The sequence below is a fragment of the Thermococcus sp. JdF3 genome (assembly GCF_012027495.1).
Taxonomy (GTDB): Archaea; Methanobacteriota_B; Thermococci; order Thermococcales; family Thermococcaceae; genus Thermococcus.
The window spans coordinates 66,367-80,382 of the sequence record NZ_SNUK01000004.1 but is presented as its reverse complement, the minus strand read 5'-3'; the positions used below and the strand labels follow the sequence as shown (position 1 = coordinate 80,382).

General features: G+C 55.6%; 12 protein-coding genes and 3 tRNA genes. 9 read left to right on the top strand and 6 right to left on the bottom strand.

Features of this window, described 5'->3' with window-relative positions; translation table 11 throughout:
* Positions 1-257: 257 nt before the first annotated feature.
* From E3E42_RS07505 to E3E42_RS07495, 3 genes are read right to left on the bottom strand one after another with little or no spacing between them, the layout of a single operon-like run.
* Positions 258-461, bottom strand: a complete 204-nt coding sequence (locus E3E42_RS07505; RefSeq protein WP_058939832.1) for a hypothetical protein — start codon at positions 459-461, stop codon at positions 258-260.
* Positions 458-1,165: a PrsW family intramembrane metalloprotease gene (locus E3E42_RS07500; protein WP_058939831.1), complete on the bottom strand. Its 708-nt coding sequence runs from the start codon at positions 1,163-1,165 to the stop codon at positions 458-460. The genes E3E42_RS07505 and E3E42_RS07500 overlap by 4 nt, the downstream gene beginning before the upstream one ends.
* Before the next feature lie 43 nt (positions 1,166-1,208).
* Positions 1,209-1,976: a hypothetical protein gene (locus E3E42_RS07495; protein WP_167903772.1), complete on the bottom strand. Its 768-nt coding sequence runs from the start codon at positions 1,974-1,976 to the stop codon at positions 1,209-1,211.
* Positions 1,977-2,136: 160 nt separating this feature from the next.
* Here E3E42_RS07495 and E3E42_RS07490 point away from each other — a divergent pair, with 160 nt between their 5' ends.
* Complete coding sequence (locus tag E3E42_RS07490; protein ID WP_167903770.1) at positions 2,137-2,415, top strand: hypothetical protein; 279 nt, start codon at positions 2,137-2,139, stop codon at positions 2,413-2,415.
* Here the strand turns inward: E3E42_RS07490 and E3E42_RS07485 are convergent.
* Together E3E42_RS07485 and E3E42_RS07480 are read right to left on the bottom strand one after the other, a co-directional pair.
* A complete protein-coding gene (locus E3E42_RS07485; protein WP_167903768.1) occupies positions 2,402-2,971 on the bottom strand; it encodes a hypothetical protein in 570 nt (189 codons plus the stop codon). The two genes, E3E42_RS07490 and E3E42_RS07485, sit on opposite strands and share 14 nt — an antisense overlap.
* 54 nt (positions 2,972-3,025) lie before the next feature.
* Positions 3,026-3,697 (bottom strand): HAD family hydrolase, encoded by a 672-nt coding sequence (locus E3E42_RS07480; protein ID WP_167904020.1) that lies wholly within the window; start codon positions 3,695-3,697, stop codon positions 3,026-3,028.
* Positions 3,698-3,899: 202 nt separating this feature from the next.
* Here E3E42_RS07480 and E3E42_RS07475 point away from each other — a divergent pair, with 202 nt between their 5' ends.
* From E3E42_RS07475 to E3E42_RS07460, 4 genes are all read left to right on the top strand, one after another.
* Positions 3,900-5,195, top strand: coding sequence for a zinc dependent phospholipase C family protein (locus E3E42_RS07475; RefSeq protein WP_167903766.1), 1,296 nt, complete (start codon positions 3,900-3,902; stop codon positions 5,193-5,195).
* Between the two features lie 119 nt (positions 5,196-5,314).
* A complete protein-coding gene (gene gcvPA / locus E3E42_RS07470; protein WP_167903764.1) occupies positions 5,315-6,655 on the top strand; it encodes an aminomethyl-transferring glycine dehydrogenase subunit GcvPA in 1,341 nt (446 codons plus the stop codon).
* Positions 6,656-8,164, top strand: coding sequence for an aminomethyl-transferring glycine dehydrogenase subunit GcvPB (gene gcvPB, locus E3E42_RS07465; RefSeq protein ID WP_167903762.1), 1,509 nt, complete (start codon positions 6,656-6,658; stop codon positions 8,162-8,164).
* A gap of 98 nt (positions 8,165-8,262) precedes the next feature.
* Entirely contained in the window at positions 8,263-8,556 is a 294-nt protein-coding gene (locus E3E42_RS07460) for a hypothetical protein (RefSeq protein ID WP_148882592.1), read from the top strand.
* Positions 8,557-8,932: 376 nt separating this feature from the next.
* Here the strand turns inward: E3E42_RS07460 and E3E42_RS07455 are convergent.
* Positions 8,933-9,009, bottom strand: a tRNA-Thr gene (locus E3E42_RS07455).
* A gap of 141 nt (positions 9,010-9,150) precedes the next feature.
* Here E3E42_RS07455 and E3E42_RS07450 point away from each other — a divergent pair.
* The 4 genes from E3E42_RS07450 to E3E42_RS07435 all read left to right on the top strand — a co-directional run bounded on the left by E3E42_RS07450 (position 9,151) and on the right by E3E42_RS07435 (position 14,016).
* Positions 9,151-9,226: transfer RNA gene (locus E3E42_RS07450), tRNA-Asn, on the top strand.
* Positions 9,227-9,232: 6 nt separating this feature from the next.
* A tRNA-Ile gene (locus E3E42_RS07445) sits at positions 9,233-9,310 on the top strand.
* 1,071 nt (positions 9,311-10,381) lie between these two features.
* Complete coding sequence (locus E3E42_RS07440; RefSeq protein WP_167903760.1) at positions 10,382-10,630, top strand: DNA-directed RNA polymerase subunit H; 249 nt, start codon at positions 10,382-10,384, stop codon at positions 10,628-10,630.
* A gap of 17 nt (positions 10,631-10,647) precedes the next feature.
* Positions 10,648-14,016, top strand: a complete 3,369-nt coding sequence (locus E3E42_RS07435; protein WP_167903758.1) for a DNA-directed RNA polymerase subunit B — start codon at positions 10,648-10,650, stop codon at positions 14,014-14,016.

Below are 14,016 nucleotides of genomic sequence, written 5' to 3'. Positions count from 1 at the left end.
CGAGAGGGCAACGGTCCCGTGGAGGGTCACCCCCCAGAAGGCGCTTTGATTTTCATAGCTCACGCAGGCGAAGATTTCCTTCTCAGTGAGATTGTCGGCAAGCGAGGACGTCCCCCACAGATGGCCTTCACCACGACCCAGACTGCCAGCACTACGAGAACAGCCACCGCGGCCACAACCGCCGTTTTTCTCGTCACACCCCCCGAAAAAAGTTTGAAAACGGAGGGCTATAAAGGTTACCATCCAGAGATGGAATCTCACAGCGCCTCAAACTTCTGCAGGAATATCCTGAGGTCCGTCCTGAAGGGTTCCTCGGCCCGCTCAATCTCCTCGTTCAGAAACTGGAGGAAGTTCTCTCTATCGGTGGCCTCCTCCCAGAGGCGCTTTACCAGATTCTCCAGCCGATCATAATACTCCACGTAAGGTCTGGCTTCAAATAGAGCCTCCTCTAGCTCATTCACAGTCCGTCCCTCCTCTTGAACCAGTAGTACCACAGCCTGCTCCTGTCCTCCGCCTGTCCCAGGAGGAGGAAGTAGCGGAGCAGGGCAAGGTTCAGGATTATGAAGAATATCAGCAGGATGTTGTACGCGGGGACGCCAGCACTCATGAACGCGTAGTAGTCCCAGATGAAGTGCAGAAACATTGCCAGCAGGAAGTACGAGGCCGTGGAGGTCATTTTGCCCTCCGCCTTCATGCCGTAGGCCACTCCTATCACGGCACTCCACGTGGCATGGGCGAGGGGGGTGAGGAACGCGCGCATCACGGTTACTCCAAGACCCCAGCCGAGGCCGTAGAGGAAGTTCTCCGTCGCGGCGAAACCAAGGCCCGCAGCCACGCCGTAGACGAGGCCGTCCATTATCCCATCCATCTGCCCCGCCTTGAATGGCCAGCGTATAGCCAGCGCCTTGGCGGGTTCTTCCACTATTCCAGCCACGAGGGCGACGTAGAATGCAGACGCGGGCAGGAGAGGCTGAATGGCTCCACCGAGGGTCAGAAAGCTCTCCAGAATGAACGCTATCCCAACCGAGAGCGTTCCTCCCAGGATGAACGTGCCCAGGACGTACCTCCTCGGCTCGGGCTCGTACCTGTCGGCGTGATAGAAGTACCAGAGTATCGCCAGTGCCGGTCCGTACGCAAAGAACACCAGACCGCTGAACGCATCCACCGCAGATCCACCAAAAGAAAATGGGGGAAGGGGATTTAAAGGTTTAGCATCCACTCAGGAAGTCCGTCAGGTCGATACCCTGTGCCTTGAGGTACTCGACGAGCTCCTCGGGCGGCTCAACCACGGCGGCGTTGGGGTTCCTGACGTCTATCGTGATCACGTCAACCCACTTGGCGCCATCCTTCTCGTAATAGACGGTTTTCTTTATCTCAACCGGAATCAGGTCCCGGGTGAGCCTGACTTCGATTCTGGTCCGGTATGCGTTCGTAACGTTGGGCCCAATCGCGGTGCCGCCGGTCTCATTGGCGTAGATAACATAGTAATCTCCATCCTCGATGACCCTGACGTTATCGATGTTAAGGACCTCCCAGAGCCCGCCGAGGATCGTGGAGTTGAAATCCGGCCCTTCACCCGGTCCGTAGCACGATGCCTCCCAGGTCACGGTGCCGTTCCGGTCGAAATAGCTTGCGTAGCCGCTGGAGGTGGTGTAGTAATAGCTCCTATAATACGAGCCGCCGCCTACGGAGCTATTCGAGAAGGTGGAGACGGATTTGAGCTTCCTCTCAAAGTCAATCGCACCCTCGTTCGAGAGCTGGGCCACGAGTTTTGTTCCGTTGTAGCTGTCCACGTGCATGGTGTACTCGTAGCTCTTAAGGGATTTTATGGCGTTTTCCATATCATCGGGGGTAAAAGGAAGGTTCGCGGCGGTCGTCGTGGTCGTGGTTGGAGCAGGGGTCGTCCCGCCCCCGGAGATGCAGCCCGCGGCAAAGACCACCAGAACAATGAACAGACCAGTGTAAAGCTTCCTCATTCCATCACCCGAGATAACTCCCCCACGGGGTATTAAAAGGTTAGCATCGCCTCCCTGGGGGTTCCGGTGTCAGTGAGGTTTCTTCTTCGCAGCCCAAATTTTGTTGAGGGAACCGAAAAGGTTTTAAATCCGTCCACCAATGGAACATTGGTGAGTAGAAATGCCCTATATTGGGTTTGCAAGGAGTCCGTACGGACCGGCCAAAACCTACGAACTGATCATGGATGAACTGAGAAAGCGCGGTTTTAGAATAGGGTTCTCAAAACATCACTGGATGGGGGATGCCCCATTCGGGCTTGTTGTAGTGGAAACCGAAAGGGGAGCGATAGCCATCAGGTGGAACATCGGGGATGCTTTCACCATTAGACTCGAAGAGGTTAACGACGACGATTGGGACGGTTTTGTGGAGGATACCCTCGAATACCTCAGCGGCGATTGATGTAGCGAATCCCAGTGGCATTCATTAGCTCCCGCACTTTTTCTATGTCCATCAGGGCATAATCATCGTTCATCGGGGGTGCGGTGAATCCTATGTAAGAGCCGTTGACAAAGCGCCAGTTGCCGAGTTGCTGGAAGTAAACGTCGTTTCCCTCAGTAGAACTTTTGCTGACCCATATTTCGATCGAGAGGACGTCCGGGCGTTCCGTGAAATTAACGGCAAGAACTCCGTACCTCCGGACGTTGGTGCAGTTCTGGACTTCAAAATCCAGCCCGAGTGAATTCAACGTTCCCCCGTCCAGCTCATATACCGTGAGCTTTCCAAGGTGGTCAAAGGAATATACGTACGCCACCATGCAGTCCGTCAGAATAGAGTCTTCCACGACGAACTGCCAGCCCTTCTGGACATCGGGATTTTTGACCCCCAGATAAATCGCACTAACATTCGGGGGCGGTGGGCTGACGTCTCCGATAATGTTATCCCACCACGGCCCAACACCTAGGATGACCATGACCGCAAAAATCACCAGCAGTCCGATTACCACCTTATTCCGCATAACCCTCATCACCCTTAATATTCCACATTCAAACTAAAAAAGTTTCCGGGCATATCAGCGTTTTGTTTTAACGTTCTCAATGACGTCGAATATGCTCCACAGGTCCCTTATGACGTGGAGGTGGGGTATCAGGGCCAGTTTTTCGGGGTTCTTCTCCACGAACCTCGCTGTGAACGGGAAGTAGTACCAGACGTACTCGGTGTTCTCATCGCCGTGACCGATGAAGCGCCAGGGCTTGTCGTCCACCCAGATGAAAACGTCATCCCCGTACTTCTCGCGAACCAGCTTAAAGGCCTCATCTATTGTCATGTCGTGGCCAAAGACTACGACGTCGTCAAAGAGGTCGTAAATGCCCATCCGCTTCAGCCGTCTGACCTTCATGCCATCGATGAAATCCTCCGCCGAGAAGGAGAGGACCACGTGGCCATCCTCCCTGAGCTTCTTCAGCAGTTCGATGGAGTCGTCAATGGGCTTCGTGAGCTCGGCCCTCTCCTCAAACCAGGTCTCGAAGAACTTCGTGCGCAGGAAGAACGGGGGTTTGGATTTTTTCTTGTGCTTCCCGAAGGCAGGCCTCTCAAACTGGAGTTCGATTTTAGTCAGCAGCTTGGCCCACAGTGCCTTCCCCGGGAGCCATCGGTAGCGCCTCTCCAGGGCCCGCCTGAACGCCTCTTCGATGCAGGTGTAGGTGTCAGCCAGCGTTCCATCGAAGTCGAAGGCTATTATCATGGCTACCCCCATACCCCGAAGGGGAAGCCAAATTTAAGCGTTGCCCCAAACAACGGAAATATTATACGGTTGCAACAGCACGATAAGATACAGAAAATTCCCAGGGTATAACCCACGTAACTCAAAAAAGTTTTAAATTTTAATTCTCCCATAGTGCTGCATGTCCACTTCCAATAGAATCTAAAAACAAAAGGGTGATAAAATGAGGAAGGTAGGGGCCGTCTTTCTGGTTCTCCTCGTCCTCGGTGGGCTGGGCCTCGTGAGCGCCTGGCCGACCGACGGACCGACCCTCGACAACCCCATGAACGTCCACCAGAAGCTGACCTACAAGGCCATACAGGCGGTTTACAGGAACAACCCAACCCTCGGTTCGATCCTCATGCAGTACCAGGACCAGCTCCTCTACGGAGCCTACGACGAGGACTGGCGCGGCGGGAGCATAGAGTTCAACGGGAAGACCTACACCCTCCAGAGCCAGTACCACTTCCACGACCCTATGGATCACTCGGAGCTAATCACCGTTGACCTCTTCGGCGACCGTGACAGCTCCGGAGCCGACATGGCCCAGAAGCTCTACGAGCAGGCGGTTCAGCTCTGGAAGCAGGGCAACAGGGAGGAGGCCATGCTCTACCTCGGCAGGGCGGTTCACATACTCGAGGACATGAGCATGCTGGTGGCACACACCACCCCCGCCCTCTTCGAGGACCTCGAGCAGTTCAAGTACATAGAGAACGCCCACGACTTCGTTGAGAATGACATCTCCCCCACCGTCGCCGACGACATACTCAACGACCGCGTTCCCCTCGACCTCACGCCGATAAAGTGGTGGCAGATTCCGCAGGAGAAGCAGCGGTTCATCTCCGGCTACGACATCTACATAGCCGACAACGAGAACGGCCACATGAGCCTCGCCAACGGCGTCGCCTGGGCCTACGCCGACCTCATCGCCCACAACTCCTGGAGATACATGCTCTACTCGACCGGCAAGGACATCAACCTCTGGAGCGAGCGCGGCCACCTCGGAAGCTACTTCTGGACCAGGACCCTCAAGAAGGGCGACTGGAGCGTCCTCAAGCTCGAGTTCAAGGGCGCCAGCTCGATAACCATCGTCTTCAAGGACATCGACATGCAGAACGCCTACTTCAAGACCCTCGGCTACGTCGAGATCTACGACAAGAACTGGAACCTCATAGCCCGCTACGCCCAGGACCCGAACCCGCTCGTCGATACCAGCGTCACCGTTCCGGGTGACACCGTCTACATCTACACCTACGTGAGCAAGGACGACTGGCTCGACGACGACGTGGACGGCTGGGCCATAAGGAACATCGAGCTCCACGCCAACTTTGACGTGAACGCCCCGAGTGGCTTCAAGACCCTCGACGGCAGGGAGTACAGCCTCGTCCAGTGGGCGGTCTACGAGACCATGCAGTACGACATAAGGGCCATAGCCGGACTCATGGAGAAGTTCTTTGAGGACGTCGGCGTTACCAGCTGATCTTTTCCATTTTATTGTTCATGCACGTCCATCCTGTTCTCCCCAGCTCTTGGGCACAAAACATATATTCCCCCTGCCCAACTTTCAACGAGCATCTTAAAGCTCAGAAGGTGATAGGCATGGGGAGGCACTACCTTCCAAACCTGGCGCACAGGGATGAAATGCTGAAAGAGATCGGATTCACGTCGATCGAGGACCTCTTCTCCGACGTCCCGAAGGGCATGGTCCAGAAGTTCAACCTGCCCGAGGGAAAGAGCGAGTATGAGGTCTTCAGGGAGCTTAACGAAGTCCTGGGTCAGAACAGGACCGCCCTTGAGATGCCCAGCTTTCTCGGAGCCGGGACGTACTTCCACTACGTTCCCGCGCACGTGAAGTACCTCATCGAAAGGAGCGAGTTCCTAACCGCTTACACCCCCTATCAGCCGGAGGTAAGCCAGGGGATGCTCCAGGCCCTCTTCGAGTACCAGAGCATGATAGCCGAGCTCGTGGGTCTCCCCATAGTCAATTCATCGATGTACGACTGGGGCACGGCGATGGCAGAGGCGGCGCTGATGAGCGCCCGCGTTACCAGAAGGAAGAAGTTCGTCATCCCCAAAGCCCTAAGCCCCGAGAAGAAGGCCGTTCTCAGAACCTATACCGCGGGCCCGGGTATGGAGATAGCCGAGGTGCCCTGGGACGGGAGGGGACAGGTTGATATGGAGAAGCTCAAGGAAGCCGCCGACGGTGCGGCAGGTGTTTACGTTGAGGTACCCAACTTCTTCGGACTGATTGAGGAGAACCTCAGGGAAATCGGCGAAATAGCTCACGAGGCAGGGGCGCTCTTCGTAGTCGGCGCCGACCCAACGATCCTCGGCGTAGTGGAGGCGCCGGGAGAGCTCGGGGCGGATATCGTCGTCGGTGAGGCCGCTTACTTTGGAAACCCGATGAACTTCGGAGGTCCAAGGGCGGGAATCTTCGCGGTCAGGAATGACAAAAAGCTCATCCGCCAGATGCCCGGAAGGATCATCGGAATGAGCAGAGACGCGGACGGAAGGAGGGCCTTTGTGATGACGCTCCAGACCAGGGAGCAGCACATAAGGCGCGCCAAGGCGACCTCAAACATATGCTCAAACGAGGCCCTGGTGGCGGTTGCCGCGGCAATACACCTCGCGAGCCTCGGTCCAAGGGGCCTGATGGAGCTCGGAGAGGTCATCCTCAAGAACACCGCCTACCTTAAGAAGAGGCTTTCAGAGGTCGCTGAGATTCCGTTCGAGGGAATCAACTTCAAAGATATCCTGGTCAAGTTCGAGAAGCCCTACGACGGGATACATGAGAAGCTGCTTGAGAGGAACATTCACGGTGGTTACTACATCAAACCCCACTTCCCCGAGCTGGGTGAGGGAGTCCTCTTCGCCGCGACCGAGACGACAAGAAAGGAATGGGTCGATGCCCTTATAGATGCCCTCAAGGAGGTGGCCTGAATGTTCCGCCAGGCTAAATGGGACGAACCGCTCATCTTCGAGCTATCACGGCCGGGAAGGGTTGGCTACACGATGCCGGCCCCCATCGAGGATGTGGAGGTTGAGATTCCCGAGAAGCTCAAAAGAAAAAGCCCGCTGGACCTTCCGGAGCTGAGCGAGCCGGAGGTTGTAAAGCACTACACCCGCCTGAGCGAGATGAACTACGGCGTTGATTCCGGCATCTACCCGCTCGGCTCGTGCACCATGAAGTACAACCCAAAGATAAACGAGGAGATAGCTTCACACCCGGGGGTTGCATACGTTCACCCCTACCAGGACGAGAGAACCGTCCAGGGCGCTCTAAGGGTAATGTGGGAGCTGGAGCAGTGGCTCAAGGAGATAACCGGAATGGACCGCTTCACCCTTCAGCCGGCGGCTGGGGCGAACGGCGAGTTCACGGGCGTTTCGATAATAAGAGCCTACCACCTCGACAACGGCGAGCCACAGAGGGACGAGATGCTCGTTGCTGACTCGGCCCACGGAACCAATCCAGCCAGTGCCGCCATGGCCGGTTTCAAGGTCATCGAAATTCCCTCGACCGAGGAGGGAACGATGGATCTGGAGGCCCTTGAGAGCGCGGTGAGCGAGAGAACGGCCGGATTGATGCTCACGAACCCCAACACCCTCGGCATCTTCGAGGACGAGATACTCGAGATAGCGAAGATAGTCCACAAAGCCGGTGGCCTGCTCTACTACGACGGTGCAAACCTCAACGCGGTGCTAGGAAAGATCAGACCCGGCGACATGGGCTTCGACATAGTCCACCTCAACCTCCACAAGACGTTCTCAACCCCGCACGGCGGCGGTGGACCGGGAAGCGGGCCGGTCGGCGTCAAGGACTTCCTCAAGGACTACCTGCCGGTTCCGCTCGTGGGCTACGATGAAGAGAACGATCGCTACTACCTCGACTACGACGTGCCGAAGAGCATAGGCAAGGTGAAGGAGCTCTACGGCAACTTCGCGGTGATGGTCAGGGCCCTGACCTACCTCAAGATAATGGGCAGGGAAGGCCTCAGGGAGGTCAGCGAGATAGCGGTTCTCAACGCCAACTACCTCACCCGGAAACTGAAGGGAACGAGGGGCTACGAGCTGCCCCACAAGGAGCTCAGGAAGCACGAGGTGGTGTTCAGCGCCGAGCCCATGAAGAAGGAGGCGGGCGTTAAGGCCCTCGACGTCGCCAAGAGGCTCCTTGACTTCGGAATGCACGCACCGACGATATACTTCCCGTTGATAGTCCACGAGGCCCTGATGATAGAGCCCACCGAAACGACCAGCAAAGAGGAACTGGACGCATACATCGAGGCTCTCAAACGCATCAGCGAGGAAGCCTACACCAATCCAGAGGCCGTCAAAGGGGCCCCCCACAACGCAGCCGTTGGAAGGGTGGACGACGTTCTGGCGGCCAAAAAGCCCATCTTAAGCTGGAGAATGTACCTCCAGCTGAGGGAGAAAGGCGAGATTGATTACTGAGGTGCCTTTTCTATTTCCTTATCCCCGATGTTGTCCAGAAAGATTTTTAAAGGAAGGGCACAAATATGTAATAGAAAACTTACACATGGGTGATTCATATGACAGTTGGGGTCGGACGTGTTGAGAACACCGGATATGAGGTTGGATTTGATGAGTACGTTGTCCCAGTGAGGGGGTTCCTCCTCCAGAGGGGCAAGCTAGCGGGAATATACGTGAAGGGCGGAATAATCCCGGTAACCGAGGAGCTCCCCAAAGAGGTTCACCAGGCCGTTGTACAAGGCCGTGTCAAGAAGGAGATAACGGTGAGGGAGATACGCTACGGTGAAGAGGACGTAATAGAGGTTCTCATAGAAGCTGACTACCAGAGCCGGACCATCTTCACGACGAGCTGAGGTTCATGCCTCCTCACCCCCAACACAATACACAGAGGTTTTAAGCGAGCAACTTATCCGACGAATTTTGGTCAAAAAGCGTTTCCAAAAGTTTCACGAAAAGTTCGTAGCTCTTCTCCAAGTTGCACTTTGGAAAGGTGGTTTCTCAACTCAAGGCCAACGTTTCAGGTGAGAACCATTTTGGTGTTCCTGTTGAAGGGGTTTAACTCCAAAAGACGCCCGAAGGGCGTCAAAAAAGCAAACCCCTTGTACGGGAGTATTTTAGAGTTGTTCTCCGTGTTAAACGCTCCGATAATGAGAAACCACTTGAAAATTAACACTTCCAGAAGGGGCTACGAACCTTGATCAAACTTCGCGAAGACGAAGTTTGTTAGAATGGAGCCCCGGGCGGGATTTGAACCCGCGACCGGCGGATTACAAGTCCGCCGCCCCGCCAGGCTAGGCTACCGGGGCACGGTTTAAAGACTCCCCGGGGAAAATATAAAGTTTTCGCAGCCGGTTCTCGCGCCATGTTCCACAAAAATGACCGACATCCTTCATTGGGGAGCACCGTAAGATTTATAAATCCCCTCCATATTCCCTACATTGGGTCGTGCCGCCGTAGCTTAGTCGGTAGAGCGCCGGACTGTTAATCCGGCGGTCCCCGGTTCGAGTCCGGGCGGCGGCGCCATCCCGTGGGCCCGTAGCTCAGCCTGGTCAGAGCGCGCGGCTCATAACCGCGTGGTCGGGGGTTCAAAGCCCCCCGGGCCCACCATTGAAACTTTGCGCAAGCAAGTTTCATCAAAAAGTTCTGACTGTGTTTGGTGCCGTGCCCTTGAGGTCGTGCGATATTTTAACTCCATGTCTCAACAGGGTTTGGCTCTCGGATAATCTTCTATCAAGCAGTTTTAACCTTGTTAGTGGCGTCCGGACGCCGTTTGAAGAGTGAAACACTCGCAAGAGGGCAATTAGAAGAGTAAATCCCAACAGAATCGTCCGTTTTAAAGTGCACGAAGTTTTTTCAGGCTTTTAACCAGCAAAACATTTTTGGTCAAGCTTTGCCAAGCAAAGCTTGCTTGGTGAGTGTTTCTCTTTGAGAAGGCGCCCGAAAGGCGCCAATGGTAAGTTGAAACTGCTCTGAAAAGCTTCCTTTTATGTTAAATCCCGCTTAAAATTATCCAGTTCTTTAGTGCACGACTAATTTTTGCCTTTCTTTGAGAAGGGTGTTCTTTGGTCAAACTTTGCTCTGCAAAGTTTGTTCGGCTGCGTGGCGTCGGGCTTTGCCTGACGCAGGGAACGACAGTCCCGCAGAGTTTAATCAAAGTTCGTAGCTCCTTTCTCAAAAGTTTCCCTCACAAACAAAACACCGGTTTTTCAAGCGGGTTCGTACTGTGAGCGGTGAAAAACATTCTGATCCACAATACAAGGCCTTTTAAAGCTATATTGGACATTTAAAAGCACCAGTGACCACTGTTTCGCACAAAAAACTGACCACATTTTACCCGTATTTTGGCCAGATATGACAGATGAACCCGTTAATCAGCCACATTATGCCATCATTCTGGTATAAATAAAGTCAAAATTACAGCAGATCTCGGGCATCAGGCAGTTTTTTAGAAAGTTCAAACATCGAACCGACGACAAACATTTATAAGCCTTTCCCCATAATGATGGACATAGAAGTGCATCAGAGTAGATTTTCGGCATGGAAAACGGTTCTTAAACTTTACGCAACCGATATAAACCCCTACTGGCCAGATACCACTCGAAAAGCTTATATACCGAAACCCGCAGGTGTGAGGTAGTGATAATCGTTCTTAAAAAATGTTAAAGGGGGCAATTCTCGGTGGCGACGAAAAAAGAGTTTGATATATTCACGCATGAGCTGGTTCCCGAACACAGAATACTGAGCGAAGAGGAGAAGGAGGAGCTCCTCAGGAAGTACAGGATCAGGATCTCCCAGCTTCCGCAGATCAAGGCTTCGGACCCTGCTGTCGTGGCCCTTGGGGCAAAGCCGGGCGATATCCTTGAGATCAAAAGGAAAAGCCCAACGGCGGGCTACTACCACTACTACCGCCTTGTGGTGGAGGACTGATTCTGCGAGGTGAGATTATGGCATCGAGAGGACCAACCGTTGTGGATGTTACTCCTGACGACCTCTGGCTCGTTATGGACGCCTACTGGAAGGAGAGGGGACTTGTAAGACAGCACCTTGATTCTTACAACGCTTTCATTGACAGTGGAATGCAGCAGGTCATATACGAGTTCGGCGGACTGAAGCCGGATATTCCGGACTTCGAGGTTAAGTTCGGTAAAATACGCCTGGGCGAACCCGAGTTCCAGGAGGCCCAGGGACAGAGGAAGCCGCTCTACCCGATGGACGCCAGGATAAGGAACCTCACGTACTCCGCACCGCTCTACCTCGAGCTCATCCCGGTCATCAAGGGCATCGAGCAGGAGGCCGTCGAGGTCCGCATTGGAGAGCTCCCGATAATGCTCAAGTCCAAGGCCTGCAGGCTTTACGGCCTCAGCGACGAGGAGCTCATCAAGCTCGGTGAGGATCCAAAGGATCCGGGAGGATATTTCATCATAAACGGCTCGGAGAGGGTTATAGTCTCCATTGAGGACCTCGCCCCGAACAAGACCCTCGTTGAGCGCGACGAGAGGCAGAACAGGATAATCGCAAAGGTCTTCTCATACAGGCACGGCTACAGGGCGCTGATAACGGTAGAGAGGAGAAAGGACGGAATTCTCTACGTGAACATACCGAACGTCCCCAGGCCGGTTAAGTTCGTCTACGTCATGCGCGCCCTCGGCCTTCTGAGCGATAAGGAGATCGTCGAGGCGGTGAGCGACGACCCGAGGATACAGCAGGTTCTCTTCGACAACCTCGAGGACGCCAGCGACGTGATGAACCAGGAGGACGCGCTCGACTACATCGGAAAGCTCTCCCTGCCCGGCCAGCCGAAGGAGTACAGGCTCAGGAGGGCGGAGCACATCATAGACAACAACCTCCTCCCACACATGGGCGTCGAGCCCGAGAGGAGAAAAGCCAAGGCCTACTACCTCGGCATGATGGCCCTCAAGGTTCTCGAGCTTTCGCTCGGCCTCCGCGGTGAGGACGACAAGGACCACTACGCCAACAAGAGGCTCAAGTTGGCGGGAGACCTCCTCAGGGACCTCTTCCGCGTCGCCTTCGGCCAGCTCGTCAAGGACATGCAGTACCAGATGACCAAGACCTACCAGAGGAAGGGCGAGCGCTACACCTTCGAGAACATCCAGAGGTTTGTGAGGAACTCGATAAGACCCGATGTCCTCAGCGAGAGGATCGAGCACGCTCTCGCGACCGGTGCCTGGCCCGGCGGAAGGACCGGTGTGAGCCAGCTTCTCGACAGGACCAACTACATGTCAACCCTTTCTCACCTCAGGCGTGTCACTTCCCCGCTCAGCAGGGATCAGCCCCACTTCGAGGCGCGTGATCTTCACGGAACCCACTGGGGAAGGATCTGTCCGACAGAGACGCCGGAAGGTCCGAACTGTGGTCTAGTTAAGAACCTCTCCCTGATGTCCCAGATAACCACCGGCATCCCGGAGGAGGAAGTTAGAGAGTATCTAAAGAAGCTTGGCGTTGTCTCCATCGAAGAACGCCGCCCGAGCCCAGAACTCTGGCGCCTCTACCTCAACGGAGTCCTCATCGGGACCATAGAGGATGGGGAGTCCCTCGCCCGCAGGATAAGGGGCGACAGGAGAAGCGGAAAGATAAGCGATGTCATCAACGTGGCGATATACCAGGACGAGGAGGTTCGGGAGGTATACGTCAACAGCGATGACGGCCGCGTCAGGAGGCCGCTCATCATCGTCGAGAACGGGCAGCCGAAGCTCACCAAGGAGCACGTCGAGGGAATAAAGAACGGAACGCTGACCTGGAACGATCTGGTAAAGATGGGCGTCATAGAGTACCTCGACGCGGAAGAGGAGGAGAACGCCCTCGTCGCCACATGGCCCTGGGAGGTCACGGAGGAGCACACCCACCTCGAGCTCATGCCGGCCGCGATACTCGGTATCCCGGCTTCGCTCGTTCCGTACCCGGAGCACAACGCCGCCCCGCGTAACACCTACGGAGCGGGTATGGCCAAGCAGAGCCTCGGCTTTGGTGCCGCCAACTTCAGGATAAGGGTGGACACGCGCGGACATCTCATGCACTACCCGCAGGTTCCGCTCGTCAACTCACGCATCATGAAGGCCGTCGGTTTCGAGGAGAGGCCGGCCGGTCAGAACTTCGTGGTCGCGGTCCTCAGCTACGGCGGCTACAACATGGAGGACGCAATCATTATGAACAAGGCCTCCATCGAACGCGGCCTTGGAAGGAGCACTTTCTTCAGAACATACGAGGCCGAGGAGAAGCGCTACCTCGGCGGTCAGACCGACCGCTTTGAGGTTCCCGACCCGACCATACAGGGCTATCTCGGCGAGAAGTACTACAGGCACCTGGACGAGGACGGTATAATCTTCCCGGAGTCAAAGGTCACGGGTAAGGACGTTCTCGTCGGCAGAACTTCACCGCCGAGGTTCCTCGAGGAGCAGAGCGGCCTCGGAGGCATAATCCTCCAGGAGAGAAGGGAGACGAGCGTCACCGTTAGGCCGAGCGAGAGGGGTATAGTTGACAAGGTTATCATCACCGAGACCGGCGACGGAACCAAACTCGTCAAGGTGACCACCAGGGACCTCCGCATCCCGGAGTTCGGAGACAAGTTCGCATCGAGGCACGGACAGAAGGGTGTCGTGGGTCTCATCGTTCCGCAGGAGGACATGCCCTGGACCGAGAGCGGAATCGTTCCTGACCTCATAGTCAACCCGCACGGTATCCCGAGCCGTATGACCGTCGGACAGCTCATCGAGGCCATCGGCGGAAAGGTCGCCGCCCTCACCGGAAGGAGGGTCGATGGAACCGCGTTCATTGGCGAGCCCGAGGAGAAGCTCAGGAAGGAGCTGGAGGAGCTTGGATTCAAACACAGCGGCAGGGAGGTCATGTACGACGGCATAACCGGAAGGCGCCTTGAGGCGGACATATTCGTCGGTGTCATATACTACCAGAGGCTCCACCACATGGTCGCCGACAAGATGCACGCGAGGAGCAGGGGTCCGGTGCAGGTTCTCACCAAGCAGCCGACCGAGGGAAGGGCCAGGGAAGGTGGTCTCAGGTTCGGTGAGATGGAGCGTGACGTCCTCATCGGACACGGCGCCGCGATGCTGCTCATAGAGAGGCTCCTTGAGGAGAGCGACAAGACCGAGGTATGGGTCTGTGAGAGCTGCGGACACCTGGCACTCGAGGACAAGCGCAGAGGAAAGGTCTACTGCCCGGTCTGTGGAGAGGAAGAGAGAATCAGCAGGGTGGAGATGAGCTACGCCTTCAAGCTGCTGCTCGACGAGCTGAAGGCTATGGGAATAAGGCCGTCCCTCAAGATAACGGATAGGGTGTGA

Bases quoted from the DNA above. Each gene is read 5' to 3' on its own strand.
- E3E42_RS07475 (WP_167903766.1), top strand. From the start codon at position 3,900: ATGAGGAAGGTAGGGGCCGTCTTTCTGGTTCTCCTCGTCCTCGGTGGG.
- gcvPA (WP_167903764.1), top strand. From the start codon at position 5,315: ATGGGGAGGCACTACCTTCCAAACCTGGCGCACAGGGATGAAATGCTG.
- E3E42_RS07460 (WP_148882592.1), top strand. From the start codon at position 8,263: ATGACAGTTGGGGTCGGACGTGTTGAGAACACCGGATATGAGGTTGGA.
- E3E42_RS07490 (WP_167903770.1), top strand. From the start codon at position 2,137: ATGCCCTATATTGGGTTTGCAAGGAGTCCGTACGGACCGGCCAAAACC.
- E3E42_RS07495 (WP_167903772.1), bottom strand. From the start codon at position 1,976: ATGAGGAAGCTTTACACTGGTCTGTTCATTGTTCTGGTGGTCTTTGCC.
- E3E42_RS07435 (WP_167903758.1), top strand. From the start codon at position 10,648: ATGGCATCGAGAGGACCAACCGTTGTGGATGTTACTCCTGACGACCTC.
- gcvPB (WP_167903762.1), top strand. From the start codon at position 6,656: ATGTTCCGCCAGGCTAAATGGGACGAACCGCTCATCTTCGAGCTATCA.
- E3E42_RS07485 (WP_167903768.1), bottom strand. From the start codon at position 2,971: ATGCGGAATAAGGTGGTAATCGGACTGCTGGTGATTTTTGCGGTCATG.
- E3E42_RS07480 (WP_167904020.1), bottom strand. From the start codon at position 3,697: ATGATAATAGCCTTCGACTTCGATGGAACGCTGGCTGACACCTACACC.